We start from the raw sequence: 14,657 nt of genomic DNA on the forward strand, positions 1-14,657 counted from the left end.
CGCCTCCTAGCGCCGTTCACTAATCGACACCAATGCGTTGCCATTGGTGCGCTATTAAACCTCACCGATCAGCCATACATTTCCGGTCGAACACGGCGACAGGCGCCGCACCTTTTGGGAGCACAACCATGACCCTCGACCTTGGCGGCATCCACCATCTGACGGCCGTTACCGCCGACGCCCCACGCAATCTCAAATTCTACACCCAGACGCTGGGCATGCGGCTCATCAAGAAGACGGTGAACCAGGACGACACCTCGGCCTATCACCTGTTCTATGGCGATGGCGTCGCCTCGCCCGGAGCCGACCTCACCTTCTTCGATTTTCCCGCAGCGCGCGAACAGCGCGGCAACCACACCGTGGGCCGCACCGGCCTGCGGGTGGATAGCGAGGACACGCTGGCCTGGTGGAAGGACCATCTGCAGAACGCCGGGGTCGGCACCAGCGCCATCAAGGAGCGTTTCGGCCACACCTCGCTTGATTTCGAGGATTTCGAGGGCCAGCGCTTCCGGCTCGGCGTCGATCCTGCGCATGCTGTCGTTCCGTGGTCAAAATCTCCCGTCCCCGAGGACAAGCAGATCATCGGCCTTGGACCGATCACGCTGTCCGTGCCCAAGCTCGAGCCCACCGACGCCATGCTGACGCGGGTGATGAACATGCGGCAAGTGCGGCACTATCCGGCGCGTGAACGAGGCAGCGAAGTGTTCGTCTACGAAATGGGACCGGGCGGCCCGGCGGCCGAACTCCATGTCGCGGTCGATCCCAGCCTGCCCGTGGCTCGGCCCGGGGCCGGCGGCGTCCACCACGTGGCCTTCCGCACGCCCGATCAGGAGAGCCTGCGGCAGTGGATCGAGCGGGTGAACAGCTTCGGCATCCGCTCCTCGGGCGAAGTGGAGCGGTTCTATTTCACCTCGCTCTATTTCCGCGAACCGAACGGCATTCTCTTTGAGATCGCCACGGACGTGCCCGGATTTGCCACCGACGAGCCGATGGAGAGCCTGGGAGAGAGCCTGTCCCTGCCACCCTTCCTCGAAAGCCGGCGGACGCAGATCGAAGCGGGTCTCAAGCCGCTGGTCTGACACAGACCGGTCTCCGCGGGCCGCCGGGAGTCTCTCTGGCGGCCCACAAACCGATGGGCGAAGCGTCGCACCGGCGCTTAGGGCGTGACAGCAGAGCCGATGCGGCCTATCTGGCACCAAGGAAAGGTTTCTCGCCATGCCCGACACACCGCCCGAAAGCCCCTTCAAGCTCAACCGCACGCGCATCTTCCTGCTGGCGATGGGTATCCTTGTGGTGTTGATCACCATGTCGATGATGATGGGCGGGCTGACCTCGTACCAGAGCCTCAAGGAGGCGGCCGACGCCGCCAAGGAACCAAGCGCGGCGCAAATGAACACGAACTAGGCGGATCCGGCCTGAGGATCCCGCCTTTTTCTGCTCCCCCTCGGGGAGAGGAATAGGAGCGTCTGACCGGAGCGGGACGAGTCTTAGGCCACCAGCGCCTGCGGCACTGCTTCGGCGATAAAGCCGCCGCCGAGCACCTGCGCGGTGGCACTGTCGTCGGCGTAAAAGACGCAGGCCTGGCCTGGGGAAATGCCGTATTCGCCGGCGACCAGTGTGACGTAGACCGCCCCCTCGCGCATCTGGATGACGGCCGGCTGCGGTCCGCGCGTCGAGCGCACCTTGACCTCAACCGGCGCGCCATTGCCCGCGCTGGCTTCCGCCAGGGGGGAGGCGCCCAGCCAATTGACGTCCCGCAAGCGCACTGTGTGCGTCCTTAGCGCCTCCCGCGGTCCCACGATAACGCGCCCTGCGCGGTGATCGAGCTTGACCACGTAGAGGGGTTCTCCGGCTGCGATGCCGAGGCCCTTGCGCTGTCCGATCGTGTAGTGAACGATCCCGTCGTGCGTGCCGAGGACGCGACCATCAAGGTGCACGATCTCGCCCTGCGCCAGCGCTTCGGGATACATGCGGGCGATAATGTCGGCATATTTGCCTTGCGGCACAAAGCAGATGTCCTGGCTGTCATGCTTGTCGGCGATTTCGAGATCGAACTCGCGTGCCAGCGCCCGCACTTCCGGCTTGCTCATGCCCCCGAGGGGAAAGCGCAGGAAGTCGAGCTGCTCCTGGGTGGTCGCAAACAGGAAATAGGACTGATCCCGATCCCCGTCGACCGGCCGGTAGAGCTGGCGATGGCCATCCTCGCCCAGCTTCGTCTGAACATAATGGCCGGTCGCCAGCACATCGGCGCCCAGCTCGCGCGCGACAGTCAGGAGGTCGACGAACTTCACCGACTGGTTGCAGGCGATGCACGGAACCGGCGTCTCGCCCTGCTGGTAGGCATTGGCGAAGGGCTCGATCACCGACGCCTTGAAGCGCTCTTCATAGTCGAGCACGTAATGCGGGATGCCCAGCTTTGCCGCGACCCGCCGGGCATCATGGATGTCCTGCCCGGCACAGCAGGCGCCCTTGCGATGCGTCGCTTCGCCATGGTCGTAAAGCTGTAGGGTGACGCCCACCACCTCGTAGCCTTCTCGGGCGAGCAGGCCTGCAACGACGGAGGAATCCACGCCCCCGGACATGGCGACGACGACGCGCGTGTCCTCCGGGCGCTTGGCGATATCAAGCGAGTTCAGCATCTCTTTTGGGTTCCGGTTGGGGTCAAGGGCCAGCGAAACTGTGTCGGGGGTTCTACGCCGCGACGGCGCGGCTGTCCACTTCCGCCCGGCAGCTTTTGCCGACCATCCGGCAGAAGCGCCCCCGATTTGCCTGGAAAAATGTGCAATGGGACGAACAAAAGCCCTGATGCACAACGGATTTTGGCCGCTCGCGAACTTGGCAGGGTGCTTGCATCGCACTGGAAAGCATTTTGATGAAGGGCGCCCCCGTGGCATCACATCTGACCATCACCAGCGGCTCCACACCCGCCGCGTTCGGCAAGGCGTCCGGCCCGCAGGGCGACGACGCCAGGTCCGGATTGGGCGGCCTTTTTGCGGCCCTGCTTGGCGGCAGCGCCACGATACCGGGCGGCACGGCGCAGCAGAGCGGTGAGAACGCGGCCAGCCTCAACATCGGTGACCTGCTCAAACTTGGCCTCGAAACGGGCGACACGGACAACAAGGATGGCGAGGCACCGGACCCGGAGGCTTTGGCCGCCGCGCTCGGCGGCGCCATTCCTGCAGTGCCGCAGGTAACGCCCCAGCCGTTGGTGGATTTCATCGACGCCCTGTCGGCGCTCAAGACCAGCCTCGATGCCGGTCAGCCGCTCGACCCCGACCTGCTCAAGAAGGTCGATACTGCCCTTGATGGGCTGGCAGATGCACTCGGCCTCGACCTTTCTCAACTGGCTTTGCCGGAGGACTTTTCAAAGCTCCTCGGCGGCCTCGACGGCAAGTCGGCAAATCTTGCCAACACGCTCGCTGGCGCCCTGGGACCCATCGCGCAGTCCCTGGCCGGGGCACAGCCGGCCACTGATGCCTCCGCGCTTGAGGGCGCCGGAAGCGCAACTGCCATCTTGCAGGCCATCGGCGACAAACTCGCCGGCCTGATCGCGGCGCTGGAGGACGGCGAGGTATCGGCAGACAAGCTCAACGCCCTCGGCATGGGCAAGGGTCAGGCTGTCGACGCGCGCATCGAGGCCGCCCCGGCCCGTCTTGCGGAGGGGACAAAGCCGGATGCCTCAGCCCTCCCCGACCAGCCCGAGTTGGCCAAACCCAAGCTCGAACCCTCCCAGCCAACGCTGACCGGCTCGGCAGGGAGCGCAGCCTCGCCTGCCGAGGCCACCAAGGATGGCGCCGGCAAGTCCGGCAGCGACAAGGGCGAGGACAGCGGGCCGAACAAGGCGCACGAAATGCGCGCGGAAAAGCGCGAGGCTCGCGCTGACACGGCGGCCAATCCGCCTCCGCCGACCGATGCCTCCAACAATCCCGCACCCACCGGCTCGCAGCAGACCGGGTTCAGGGTCGATGCGACCGCCAATCCGCGTATCGTTCAGACCGGCTACCAGACCAGCCAGCAGCAGCTCAACCTGCCGCAGATCGCGTTCGAGCTGGGGCGTCAGGTTACCGAAGGCAACACGCGGTTTCAGATCCGCCTCGACCCGCCCGAATTGGGGCGCATCGATGTGCGGCTCGACATCGACAAGTCCGGGCAGGTGAACGCGCGCCTGACCGTGGAAAAGGCTGAAACGCTCGATCTCATGCAGCGCGACCAGCGGGGGCTGGAAAAGGCCCTGCAGCAGGCCGGCCTCGACAACAGCAAGACCAACCTCGAATTTTCGCTCAAGCAGAACCCGTTCGCCGGAAGCCAGGGTCAGCAGCAACAGTCCGCGCACGCGCAGGAGGGTCCCTTCCGTCTTGCCGGCAGCCCGGAGGAAGCGGAACCCTCCGCCCCCACCGTCAATCTCTACCGCGGCTCGCTGGTGGCGAGCGGCGTCAACATCATCGCATAGGAGAACGCCATGGCCGTCTCGGGCGTGAACCAGTCCCCATCCACCAGTTCCACGGCCAAGGGCCGGGCCGGCATCGCGGACAATTTCGACACCTTCCTCAACATCCTGACCACGCAGTTGCAGAACCAGAACCCGCTCGACCCGCTCGACACCAACCAGTTCACCCAGCAACTGGTGCAGTTCAGCGGCGTGGAGCAGCAACTCAAGACCAACGACTTCCTTCAGTCGCTGCTGCTCTCGACGCAGAACTCGTTCATGGCCGACGCCGTATCCTACATCGGCAAGCAGGTGACGGCCTCGGGCCAGACGGCCGAACTCAAGGATGGCGGCGCCAACTGGTCGTTCAACGCCGAAGCGGCCGTGGCCAACGCCAACGTCACCATCAAGAATGCAAGCGGCCAGGTCGTCTATACCGAAACCGGCTCGCTCGACGCCGGCAATGGCAGCTTCCTCTGGGATGGCAAGGGATCTGACGGCAATACCCAGCCGGACGGGCTCTACACCATCTCGATCGACGGGACCGATCTTTCGGGGCGCAATGTCAACGTGACGACCTCCTCCACCGGGGTGGTTACCGGGGTCGATTTCTCGGGCAGCGAACCGATGCTGACGGTGGGCAACCAGAAAATGGCTCTCAAGGACGTCACCAGCGTCAAGCTGGTGAGCTGATCATCGGCACGCTCTGGCGCACCGCAGCGGCCCCTGTTTGCACTGTATCAATACATTGAAAGACAAGACGTTTCTTAACCTGTTGTAAGTTTCCCCTTAGGGGTATTTTAAGGCCAACCCTCTACTCTCAGGACTATATGGTCAGGTTGAGTAGAGAGTAGAATGACCGTACAGATGCGTCCCCGCGTGAAGTACGTTATCGGCCCGGATGGAAGTCCGCTTACGATAGCAGACCTTCCGCCCCCTAATACACGCCGGTGGGTCATCCGGCGCAAGGCCGAGGTCGTTGCTGCCGTTCGCGGCGGGCTCCTCAGTCTCGAAGAAGCCTGCGAGCGTTATACGCTCAGTGTCGACGAATTCCTCAATTGGCAGGCCGCCATCGATAAGCATGGCCTTGCCGGTTTGCGGACCACCTGGATCCAGCACTACCGCGAGGGGTGAGAGGCGACGGGCGGAGCCCGTCAAATTGCTCCAGTGGAGCAATTTGAGCCTCGAACGCTCTGAGCCTTGCGAAGGGCCGGGCATCGGCGACATCAACACAAAGCCCGCCGGGGCGATCCGGCGGGCTTCTTGCGTCTATGCGTTCTACCCCTCCCGGGCCTCCCGGGGCCAGTGCGGCTAACCGCAATCACCCGTAGTCATCGGGCATCCAGCGCGCGCCAGCTGCGCGCGACCGCGAGCGCTCATAGTACGCCCGGGCCGCCGGCATGGCCTTGAGCTCGCGCGGCACCTTGTACCATCGGTGCACCGAGAGCCCCAGGGCGATGTCGGCAATCGAAAAAGCGTCGCCGGCAATGAACGGCTTTCCCTTCGCCAGTTCGGCCTCGAGAATGTCCATGCGCGTCGTCCACCTCTTCAGGCACTCGGAGATGCGTGCTTCGTCGTCGTAACCGGCAATCCCGCGCACCAGGCCCATCACGGCATAGCCCCAGACGGTCGAGAGTTCCGTCCCCTGCCAGCCGAGCCACTGCAGCGCCAGCCCCATCTTGTGCCGCTCCTCCGGCATCAGCCGCCCGCGCGTCTGCGCCAGATAGACGAGCAGCCCGTTGCTTTCCCACAGGCTTGAGCCGTCGTCCTCGATCAGCACCGGCACCTGTGCATTGGGGTTGAGCGCCAGAAACTCCGGCGTGCGAGGGTCGCGGTTGGGCAGACCCCAGTCCTCGCGCTCGTAGGGCTCGCCGAGTTCATCCAGCGCCCAAAGCACCTTGCGCACATTGATAGAGGTCACCCGACCCAGAACCTTGGTCATTCCATCCACTTCCCGTTAACCGCACCCGGCAGTTTTTGCCCGAATTCGCAAACGGGGGCGAGGGATTAAGACAATGTTTACCATAGGGTAGGTAATTTTTGCCCAGCGGTCGCGGGGGCTCCGATGACCGGCAAGGTGCGCAAGGCCCGGGCCGCGGGGGTTTTCCGGGTCCTGCGCCCTTCAAGGCAATCGGTAGGCGATCGAGTAGCGGCGTGGAAAGTCTGACCAAACTCATTAATCGCATCGGCATGCCGCGCATCGCGGCCATGGCCATGGTGGCCGTTCTGATGCTCGGCTTCTTTGCCTTTCTCATCACCCGGGCCCAGACGCCCAACCTTGCTCCCCTCTACTCCGGCCTGAGTCTCGAGGATTCCTCGGCCATCGTCACCGAGCTGCAGACGCTTAACGTGCCCTACGAGTTGCGCGGCGAAGGCGACACGATCCTGATCCCGCGCGACCAGATCACCACCACCCGCATGAACCTCGCCGGCCAGGGCCTGCCGCAGCGTGGCCAGGTGGGTTACGAAATCTTCGACCAGCAGTCGACGCTGGGCGCCACCAGCTTCGTCCAGAACATCAACAATGTTCGCGCGCTCGAAGGCGAACTGGCGCGCACCATTTCGTCGCTCAACCGCATCAAGGGCGCCCGCGTCCACCTCGTGCTGCCCGAGCGCGAACTGTTCCGCCGCGAACGGCAGGACCCCTCCGCCTCCATCGTCCTCTCGGTCCGCGGCGAGCTGTCGGCGGGTGAAATCCGGGCCATCCAGCACCTCGTTTCGTCCGCGATCGAGGGGCTGACGCCATCGCGCGTTGCTATCGTGGACGACAAGGGCAATCTCCTCGCCGCCGGCACAGGCGAGGCAGACAGCGGCATTCTTTCCGGTCAGGCGGACGAGAAAAGGCTTGGGTTCGAGAACCGCCTGCGCACCCGCCTCGAGGACATGCTCTCCAACGTCGTCGGCCCGGGCCGGGCGCGTGTGGAAGTGGCCGCCGAACTCGACTTCAACCGCTCCACCACGACGCAGGAAACCTTTGACCCGGATGGTCAGGTCGTGCGGTCCACCCAGACCAGCGAAAGTGAAAACCAGACCAATGGCGCAGACGGCCAGGTAACCGTGGCCAACGAACTGCCCGGCGCGAGCCAGGACGCCGCCGCCAACGGCCCGCTGGACCTGGGCAAGTCCAGCCAGGAAACCATCAACTACGAAATTTCCAAGACCACCCAGACTGCCGTGACCGAAGCGGGCGCGGTCAAGCGCCTCTCCGTGGCGGTCGTGGTGGATGGCACCTACACCGACGACGGCCAGGGCAACCTCACCTATACGCCGCGCTCTGCCGATGAAGTCGCCCAGATCCAGACGCTGGTCCGCTCCGCCGTCGGCTACTCGGCCGATCGCGGTGACACGGTGGAGGTGGTCAACATGCAGTTCGCCGAGCGGCCCGACCTCGCGCCCCCCGGAACCGACCAGACTGCCGGCCTCTTCGACTTCACCCGCGACGACCTGATGAATGGCGCCCAGATGGCGGTAACACTGCTGATCGCGCTGGCGCTCATCTTCTTCGTGATGCGGCCGCTGCTGCGTAAGGTGCTGACCCCTGAAACCCAACCACTGGCGCTGCCGACGGCCGCGGAACTGGGCCACCACGGCACGCTTGGCCCCAACGGGCAGTTGATCTCTGACGAACCGGCCGTACCCGAGGTCCCCAGGGACAAGACCCCCGCCTGGGTCGCCAACGCCAAATCCATGGGAGAAACGCAGCTCCAGACGCTCAAGACCGTGGGCACGCTGGTCGAGGAAAACCCCAAGCAGGCGGCCCTCATCGTCCGCGACTGGCTGGGGAGCGCAGCGTAAGCCATGGCCCTGGTTTCCCAATCCGGCTCGGAACAGTCCCTGACGCAAGGCGCGGGTGCACAACTCCAGGTTGGCGCCGGCGCCGAGCAGCGCGTGCTCAAGGGCGACGAGAAGGCGGCGGCGCTCCTCCTGGCGCTCGGCCCCGACTACGGCAAGCCCATATTCAGCGAACTCGACGAGCTTGAGATCAAGCAGCTCTCGCGCGCCATGGTCCGCCTCGGGCCGATCACGCAGGAAATGCTCGACGACCTGATGATCGAGTTCGTGACCACCATCTCCTCCAACGGCTCGCTCTCGGGCAACACGGACTCGACCGAACGGCTGCTGCTGTCCTTCCTCTCGCAGGAGCGCGTCGACGCCATCATGGAGGAAATCCGCGGTCCGGCCGGCCGCAACATGTGGGAAAAGCTTTCCAACGTGCAGGCCGACGTGCTCGCGGCCTATCTCAAGAACGAATATCCTCAGACCATCGCGGTGGTGCTGTCCAAGATCGCGACCGAGCACGCCTCCAAGGTGCTCGCCGTGCTGCCCGAGGAACTGGCCATGGACGTCGTCCAGCGCATGTTGGGCCTCGATCCGGTGCAGAAGGAAATCCTCGAGAAGATCGAGATGACCTTGCGGACCGAGTTCATGTCGACGCTCAACCACACCAAGCGCCGCGACAGCCACGAGCAGATGGCCGAAATCTTCAATGCCTTCGACCGCCAGACCGAAGCGCGCTTCATCACCAATCTCGAAGAGGTCAACCGCGACGACGCTGAGCGGATCAAGGCCCTGATGTTCACCTTCGAGGATCTGGCGAAGCTGGAGATGTCGGCGATCCAGACCCTGCTGTCGCGCATGGACAAGCGCGACCTGGCGCTGGCGCTCAAGGGCGCCAACGAGACTCTCAAGGAGTCCTTCTTCAAGAACATGTCGGCCCGTGCCGCAAAGCTGATGCAGGACGACATGGCCGATATGGGTCCGGTGCGCCTCAAGGACGTGGACGAGGCCCAGAGCCGCATGGTCGCGACCGCCAAGGACCTGGCGGCCAAGGGCGAGATCATCATCCTCAAGACCAACGCCGACGACCAGATGGTGGCGTGATCCGATGGCCAGTCCCGCCCGCTTCACCTTCGATCTCGATCTCGAGCCCCGCCCCGGCAATCGGGCCGCCGCGGGCCCGGTGCCCTCCATTCCCGAAGACGTCGTGGCCCAGCTGGTCGCCAACGCGCGCCAGGAAGGCTACGCCGAGGGCCTTTCGGCGGGCCAGCGCAACGCCGCGCACCAGGCAGAGCAAACTGTTGCCGCGGCGGCCGGTACGCTTGCCATGCAGACGGCCGAACTGGCGCGAGCCCTGGACGACGCCATCGAAAGCCACCGCAAGGACGCCGTCGATCTTGCCGCTGCTATCGGGCGCAAGCTGGCGCTGCACCTGGTCGCCCGTTTCCCCATTGTCGAGATCGAGGCGCTGATCGCCGAGTGCCTGCCCAGCCTGAGTGGCGTGCCCCATCTCGTCATCCGCTGCCATCCCGATCTCGCCGATGCCATTCGCGACGCCGCCACGGCGCAGATTACAGCGTCGGGGTTTGCGGGGCGGCTGGTCGTCATGGGCGACCCGGAGATCCGCATGGGCGACGGTCGTCTTGAATGGGTCGACGGGGGTCTCGGGCGCGACATCGCCGACACCTCTCGCCAGATCGACCGGCAGATTTCGGCTTATCTCGCGGCCCGCAGCCGCACCAGGACGCACGAGGAGCACGGCGCATGACCGGTCCGAACGACGATTTCACCGCCAGCGATGCCCTGAGCCTGGACGAGATGGAAGCCACCATGCGCTCCACCGAGGAAGGCTACGATGAAAAGACCGCCGCTGACCTCGAGGCCGTGTTCGACGTCCCCGTCCGCGTCTCAGTGGTGCTTGGACGCACCAAGATGCCCGTTTCCCACCTGCTCAAGCTCGATACCGGCACGGTGATCGAACTGGACCGCCAGGTGGGGGAAGCGGTGGAAATCTTCATCAACGACCGCCTCGTCGCGCGTGGAGAAATCGTGCTGGTCGAGGACCGGCTCGGCGTCACCATGACCGAAATCATCAAGCCGCAATAAGGAGGGAGAAAACCCATGCGCCTCCTGATCATCGGAGCTCTCGAAGGCCAGCTCTCCACCGCCACCAAGATGGCGATGGATGGCGGCGCCAAAGTGGCACACGCACCCTCCATCGAAATCGGCCTCGCCTCCCTTCGCGCCGGCAAGGGCGCCGACCTGCTGCTGGTCGATGTGATGATGGACATCGCCGCCCTGATCGCCGGGCTCGAAGCCGAGCGCATCGCGGTGCCGGTCGTGGCCTGCGGCGTCGAGACCAATGCCGCGGCCGCCGTCAACGCCATCCGGGCGGGAGCCAAGGAATACATCCCCCTGCCGCCCGATGCCGAGCTCATCTCGGCCGTCATTGCTGCCGTGGCGCGGGAAAGCTCGGACTTCCTCTATCGTGACCCGGCCATGGAGCGCGTCGTCCGCATGGCCGAACAGGTCGCTGGTTCCGAGGCATCCATCCTCATCACCGGCGAAAGCGGCACCGGCAAGGAAGTCGTCGCCAAATACGTGCATGCGCGCTCCAAGCGGGCGAGCAAACCCTTCATTTCGGTCAACTGCGCCGCCATCCCCGAAGCGCTGCTCGAAAGCGAACTGTTCGGCCACGAGAAAGGCGCCTTCACCGGCGCCATCGCGCGCCGCATAGGCAAGTTCGAGGAAGCCTCGGGCGGCACGCTGTTGCTCGACGAAATCTCCGAGATGGACGTGCGGCTGCAGGCCAAGCTGCTGCGCGCCATCCAGGAGCGTGTCATCGACCGCGTCGGTGGCACCAAGCCGGTTCCGGTGGACATCCGCATTCTGGCCACTTCGAACCGCAACCTGAACGAGGCGGTGCGCGAGGGCAGCTTCCGCGAGGATCTGCTCTTCCGCCTCAACGTGGTCAATCTCAAATTGCCCGCGTTGCGCGACCGCCCCGGCGACATCATCGCGCTTTCCGAGCATTTCGTGGCCAAGTATGCCAAGGCCAATGGCATCCCGCCCCGCGAACTGTCTCGGGAAGCGCGCGAGGCGCTCGTCAAGGCGCCCTGGCCGGGCAATGTCCGCGAACTGGAAAACACACTGCACCGGGCCGTGCTGTTGTCGTCTGGCGATACCATCGGCCCCGAGGCCATCGTCCTGCCCGATGGCATGGGCCTGGCCGAAGCGGCCCGCGCCACCTCTCCAGCTGAAATGGCGGCCCAGACGGCCGAGGCCATGAGCCGCGCCCTGGTCGGCCGTACCGTGGCCGACGTGGAACGCGACTTGATCCTCGACACCCTCGATCACACCTTTGGCAACCGGACCCATGCCGCCACCATCCTCGGCATCTCCATCCGGACGCTGCGCAACAAGCTCAACCAGTATGCCGACGAGGGTGTCGACGTGCCCGAGCCGGGCGAACGGCGTGGCGCTGCGTAAGGGCGTGCACAAGCAATGACCGACGTCCCCTCCTCCCCATCCGGGTTCAAGCTACCCAGTTTCGGCACGGTGCTGACCACGCTGCGCTCGGGCGATATTGCCCTTGCCACTGGCGTGATGGGGCTGATCGTCATTCTCATCGTCCCCATGCCGCCGATCCTGGTGGACATGATGCTGGCGATCTCGATCGTCTTCTCGGTCATGATCCTCATGACCTCGCTGTTCATCCAGAAGCCGCTCGAATTCTCGTCTTTCCCGACGGTCCTCCTCATCGCCACCATGTTGCGGCTGGGCCTCAACCTCGCCACCACGCGGCTGATTTTGGGCGAGGGCCATAACGGGACGGCCGCCGCCGGCCACGTCATCGAGGCGTTCGGGCAGTTCGTCACGCGCGGCAATTTCGTCATCGGGCTGGTGGTCTTCATCATCCTCGTGATCGTCAACTTCATCGTCATCACCAAGGGCTCGGGTCGTATCGCCGAAGTCGCGGCGCGCTTCAGCCTCGACGCCATGCCCGGCAAGCAGATGGCCATCGACGCCGACCTTTCGGCCGGCCTCATTGACGAAGCGACGGCCAGGAAGCGCCGGGCCGAACTCGAAGGTGAAAGCGCCTTTTTCGGCAACATGGACGGCGCCAGCAAATTCGTGCGCGGCGATGCCATCGCCGGCTTGATTATCACCTTCATCAATGTCTCGGCCGGCATACTGATCGGCGTCATGCAGGAAGGACTGACCTTCCAGGAGGCCGGCAACGTCTATACCCTACTCACGATCGGCGACGGTCTGGTTTCGCAAATCCCCGCGCTCATCGTATCGACCGCGGCGGGCATTCTGGTGTCGAAATCTGGCGTCACCGGCGCCGCAGACAAGGCCCTTACGCTGCAGTTCACCGGTTATCCAAAAGCCCTCGGCATGTCTTCGGCCGTCATGGGCGCGCTGGCCCTCCTGCCGGGCATGCCGCTCATCCCGTTTCTGGCCCTCTCCGGCGGGGTCGGTTACGCGGCCTGGCGGGCCGGCCGGACCAAGGCGGCACGGACCATTGAAGAGGCGGTGAAAACCGCTGCCGAAGCCGCGCCGGCCGCGGCAGCACAATCGGCCGAGCCGCCCATCACCGACAGCCTCAAGATCGACGATCTGAAGCTCGAACTGGGCTACGGGCTCCTCAGCCTCGTCAAGGAAGACGAAACGGGCACCGATCGCCTCACCGAGCAGATCAAGGCCCTGCGCCGCCAGCTCGCGCTCGAGCTCGGCTTCGTCATGCCCCCGGTCCGCATTCTCGACAACATGCAGCTCGAGCCCAACGACTACAAGGTGCGCATCAAGGAGGTCGAGGCCGGCCACGGGCAGATCTACGCGAACCAGCTCATGGTCATGGACCCTTACGGCAACCAGGTCGACCTGCCGGGCAACCACACCACCGAGCCCACCTTCGGCCTGCCTGCCACATGGATCGATCCGGCCCTGCGCGACGAGGCGGAACTGCGTGGCCTGTCCATCATCGATCCCTCGACCGTCATTTCCACCCACTTGACGGAAATCCTCAAGGCCAATGTGGCGGACCTCCTGAGCTACGCCAACGTGCAGTCCCTGCTCTCGGGCCTGCCCAAGGATCAGCAGAAGCTGGTGGAAGACATCGTGCCGAGCCAGATTTCCGTCTCGGGTGTGCAGCGGGTGCTCCAGGCGCTCTTGGCCGAGCGCATTTCCATTCGCGACCTCTCAACCATTCTCGAGGGCATTGCCGAGATCGCCGGCAATGGCCGGTCGGTGCAAACGGTGACCGAGCATGTGCGCTCCCGGCTCGCGCGCCAGATTTGCGCTGCCAACCAGGGGCCGGACGGCACGCTGCCGCTGCTGACGCTCTCGCCGCAATGGGAACGCGACTTCGCTGAAGCCATGATGGGTGATGGCGAGAACCGGCACCTCGCCATGGCCCCGAGCAAGCTGCAGCAGTTCATTGGCGCCATCCAGAGCGGCTTTGAACGGGCCGCGCAACAGGGTGAACTGCCGGTGCTGATCACCTCCCCCGGCATTCGCGTCCATGTCCGGTCCATCATCGAGCGCTTCCGCCCGCAGACCGTGGTCATGAGCCAGAACGAGGTGCATCCGCGCGTCCGCCTCAAGACCGTGGGCAGCATCTAGCGGGCTGGAACTACTCCCAGCCATGGTCATTCCTCCGCTGGGAGGTGAGCCATGGATGAACCCTGGGTCCTCGAAGAACGCATGTGGAGGGGAGGCGGCGTCGCCTTCGGTGCCGCCATGGCTCCCGATTGCCTCATGGCCTTTGCCCCTGTCGGCATCCTGCGCAACCAGGCTATCGTTGAGGGGCTGGAACAGGCCCCGCGCTGGAGCGAAATTCACATGAACCAGCGCATCACCGCCTCGCCCAGCGCAGACACGATGGTGCTCGCCTATCGGGCGACGGCGCGGCGGGAGGGTGCCGAGCCCTACGAGGCTTGGTGCACGTCCACCTACATCCGCCTCGGCGGACGCTGGAAAATCGTCCAGCATCAGCAGAGCCAGATCCTTCAGGACTGAGCACGAGAGCGCTCGGTCAGGGCAACCGCGCGCTGAGAAGCACGAAAGGCGGCCGCTCGAAGCAACATGCCGCAAGGGAGGGCCGACCGCCAGCGACAACGGTGAAGCCGTTGCCCCGGCGGCTGGCTGCGCCCGTGCCTAACCCAGGCCACCCGGTACGACGGGGGGCGGCGTGACGGTCGAGGTTTCTTCGGACGTATCGACGTCCTCCTTCTCAGCCAGTTCCCGCTCGGCCTGATACCAGAAGTCCTGTTCCCGGCCCTCGGGCTGCCCGGCCTCATCCCAGAGCTGGTAGGCACGGTTGCGAATCTTGTCATTGTCGATGTCGTGCATGATATCCCTCCTCGCATGGATCATGATCAACGCCACGGTGCGAACACGGTTGCCTCGGTATCGAGCGCCGCAAGACGTATCGCCCTGGCCCCGCAAT

The 14,657-nt window shown here is 64.8% G+C and carries 15 protein-coding genes; 12 read left to right on the forward strand and 3 right to left on the reverse strand.

Annotated elements, in window-relative coordinates; genetic code table 11:
* Window positions 1–128 precede the first annotated feature (128 nt).
* Together IC608_RS15855 and IC608_RS15860 are read left to right on the forward strand one after the other, a co-directional pair.
* Window positions 129–1,079 (forward strand): ring-cleaving dioxygenase, encoded by a 951-nt coding sequence (locus IC608_RS15855; RefSeq protein WP_191777531.1) that lies wholly within the window; start codon window positions 129–131, stop codon window positions 1,077–1,079.
* Between the two features lie 136 nt (window positions 1,080–1,215).
* Complete coding sequence (locus IC608_RS15860; RefSeq protein WP_191777533.1) at window positions 1,216–1,404, forward strand: hypothetical protein; 189 nt, start codon at window positions 1,216–1,218, stop codon at window positions 1,402–1,404.
* An 83-nt stretch (window positions 1,405–1,487) separates the two neighbouring features.
* Here IC608_RS15860 and mnmA read toward each other — a convergent pair whose 3' ends face one another.
* Window positions 1,488–2,639, reverse strand: a complete 1,152-nt coding sequence (gene mnmA / locus IC608_RS15865; RefSeq protein ID WP_191777535.1) for a tRNA 2-thiouridine(34) synthase MnmA — start codon at window positions 2,637–2,639, stop codon at window positions 1,488–1,490.
* Window positions 2,640–2,887: 248 nt separating this feature from the next.
* On the opposite strand from mnmA, the gene IC608_RS18525 reads away from it, so the two are divergent.
* The 3 genes from IC608_RS18525 to sciP all read left to right on the forward strand — a co-directional run bounded on the left by IC608_RS18525 (window position 2,888) and on the right by sciP (window position 5,560).
* A complete protein-coding gene (locus tag IC608_RS18525; protein WP_191777537.1) occupies window positions 2,888–4,450 on the forward strand; it encodes a flagellar hook-length control protein FliK in 1,563 nt (520 codons plus the stop codon).
* A 9-nt stretch (window positions 4,451–4,459) separates the two neighbouring features.
* The gene (locus IC608_RS15875; protein WP_191777539.1) at window positions 4,460–5,119 is read left to right on the forward strand and encodes a flagellar hook assembly protein FlgD; all 660 of its coding nucleotides are present in this window, start codon (window positions 4,460–4,462) and stop codon (window positions 5,117–5,119) included.
* 162 nt (window positions 5,120–5,281) lie between these two features.
* Window positions 5,282–5,560 (forward strand): CtrA inhibitor SciP, encoded by a 279-nt coding sequence (sciP, locus tag IC608_RS15880; protein ID WP_191777541.1) that lies wholly within the window; start codon window positions 5,282–5,284, stop codon window positions 5,558–5,560.
* A gap of 187 nt (window positions 5,561–5,747) precedes the next feature.
* Here the strand turns inward: sciP and IC608_RS15885 are convergent, their stop codons facing one another.
* The gene (locus IC608_RS15885; protein WP_191777543.1) at window positions 5,748–6,368 is read right to left on the reverse strand and encodes a glutathione S-transferase family protein; all 621 of its coding nucleotides are present in this window, start codon (window positions 6,366–6,368) and stop codon (window positions 5,748–5,750) included.
* Between the two features lie 212 nt (window positions 6,369–6,580).
* On the opposite strand from IC608_RS15885, the gene fliF reads away from it, so the two are divergent.
* From fliF to IC608_RS15920, 7 genes are read left to right on the forward strand one after another with little or no spacing between them, the layout of a single operon-like run.
* Window positions 6,581–8,221, forward strand: coding sequence for a flagellar basal-body MS-ring/collar protein FliF (gene fliF / locus IC608_RS15890; RefSeq protein ID WP_191777545.1), 1,641 nt, complete (start codon window positions 6,581–6,583; stop codon window positions 8,219–8,221).
* Window positions 8,222–8,224: 3 nt separating this feature from the next.
* Entirely contained in the window at window positions 8,225–9,307 is a 1,083-nt protein-coding gene (gene fliG, locus IC608_RS15895; RefSeq protein WP_191777547.1) for a flagellar motor switch protein FliG, read from the forward strand.
* Between the two features lie 4 nt (window positions 9,308–9,311).
* Window positions 9,312–9,971 carry a FliH/SctL family protein gene (locus IC608_RS15900; protein ID WP_191777549.1) on the forward strand — a complete coding sequence of 220 codons (660 nt, stop codon included), beginning with the start codon at window positions 9,312–9,314 and terminating at the stop codon, window positions 9,969–9,971.
* 50 nt (window positions 9,972–10,021) lie between these two features.
* Window positions 10,022–10,309 carry a flagellar motor switch protein FliN gene (gene fliN, locus IC608_RS15905; protein ID WP_248306452.1) on the forward strand — a complete coding sequence of 96 codons (288 nt, stop codon included), beginning with the start codon at window positions 10,022–10,024 and terminating at the stop codon, window positions 10,307–10,309.
* A 15-nt stretch (window positions 10,310–10,324) separates the two neighbouring features.
* Window positions 10,325–11,692 (forward strand): sigma-54-dependent transcriptional regulator FlbD, encoded by a 1,368-nt coding sequence (gene flbD / locus IC608_RS15910; protein ID WP_191777553.1) that lies wholly within the window; start codon window positions 10,325–10,327, stop codon window positions 11,690–11,692.
* Between the two features lie 15 nt (window positions 11,693–11,707).
* Window positions 11,708–13,831 carry a flagellar biosynthesis protein FlhA gene (gene flhA / locus IC608_RS15915; RefSeq protein ID WP_191777554.1) on the forward strand — a complete coding sequence of 708 codons (2,124 nt, stop codon included), beginning with the start codon at window positions 11,708–11,710 and terminating at the stop codon, window positions 13,829–13,831.
* Window positions 13,832–13,882: 51 nt separating this feature from the next.
* A complete protein-coding gene (locus IC608_RS15920) occupies window positions 13,883–14,227 on the forward strand; it encodes a nuclear transport factor 2 family protein (protein WP_191777557.1) in 345 nt (114 codons plus the stop codon).
* Between the two features lie 138 nt (window positions 14,228–14,365).
* Here IC608_RS15920 and IC608_RS15925 read toward each other — a convergent pair whose 3' ends face one another.
* A complete protein-coding gene (locus IC608_RS15925; RefSeq protein ID WP_191777559.1) occupies window positions 14,366–14,560 on the reverse strand; it encodes a DUF2934 domain-containing protein in 195 nt (64 codons plus the stop codon).
* Window positions 14,561–14,657 lie beyond the last annotated feature (97 nt).

It is taken from the genome of Devosia oryzisoli (assembly GCF_014837245.1).
Classification (GTDB): Bacteria; Pseudomonadota; Alphaproteobacteria; order Rhizobiales; family Devosiaceae; genus Devosia; species Devosia oryzisoli.

Bases quoted from the DNA above. Each gene is read 5' to 3' on its own strand.
- flhA (WP_191777554.1), top strand. From the start codon at position 11,708: ATGACCGACGTCCCCTCCTCCCCATCCGGGTTCAAGCTACCCAGTTTC.
- IC608_RS15885 (WP_191777543.1), bottom strand. From the start codon at position 6,368: ATGACCAAGGTTCTGGGTCGGGTGACCTCTATCAATGTGCGCAAGGTG.
- mnmA (WP_191777535.1), bottom strand. From the start codon at position 2,639: ATGCTGAACTCGCTTGATATCGCCAAGCGCCCGGAGGACACGCGCGTC.
- IC608_RS15900 (WP_191777549.1), top strand. From the start codon at position 9,312: ATGGCCAGTCCCGCCCGCTTCACCTTCGATCTCGATCTCGAGCCCCGC.
- IC608_RS15855 (WP_191777531.1), top strand. From the start codon at position 129: ATGACCCTCGACCTTGGCGGCATCCACCATCTGACGGCCGTTACCGCC.
- IC608_RS15925 (WP_191777559.1), bottom strand. From the start codon at position 14,560: ATGCACGACATCGACAATGACAAGATTCGCAACCGTGCCTACCAGCTC.
- IC608_RS15920 (WP_191777557.1), top strand. From the start codon at position 13,883: ATGGATGAACCCTGGGTCCTCGAAGAACGCATGTGGAGGGGAGGCGGC.
- sciP (WP_191777541.1), top strand. From the start codon at position 5,282: ATGACCGTACAGATGCGTCCCCGCGTGAAGTACGTTATCGGCCCGGAT.
- flbD (WP_191777553.1), top strand. From the start codon at position 10,325: ATGCGCCTCCTGATCATCGGAGCTCTCGAAGGCCAGCTCTCCACCGCC.
- IC608_RS15875 (WP_191777539.1), top strand. From the start codon at position 4,460: ATGGCCGTCTCGGGCGTGAACCAGTCCCCATCCACCAGTTCCACGGCC.
- fliN (WP_248306452.1), top strand. From the start codon at position 10,022: ATGGAAGCCACCATGCGCTCCACCGAGGAAGGCTACGATGAAAAGACC.
- IC608_RS15860 (WP_191777533.1), top strand. From the start codon at position 1,216: ATGCCCGACACACCGCCCGAAAGCCCCTTCAAGCTCAACCGCACGCGC.
- fliG (WP_191777547.1), top strand. From the start codon at position 8,225: ATGGCCCTGGTTTCCCAATCCGGCTCGGAACAGTCCCTGACGCAAGGC.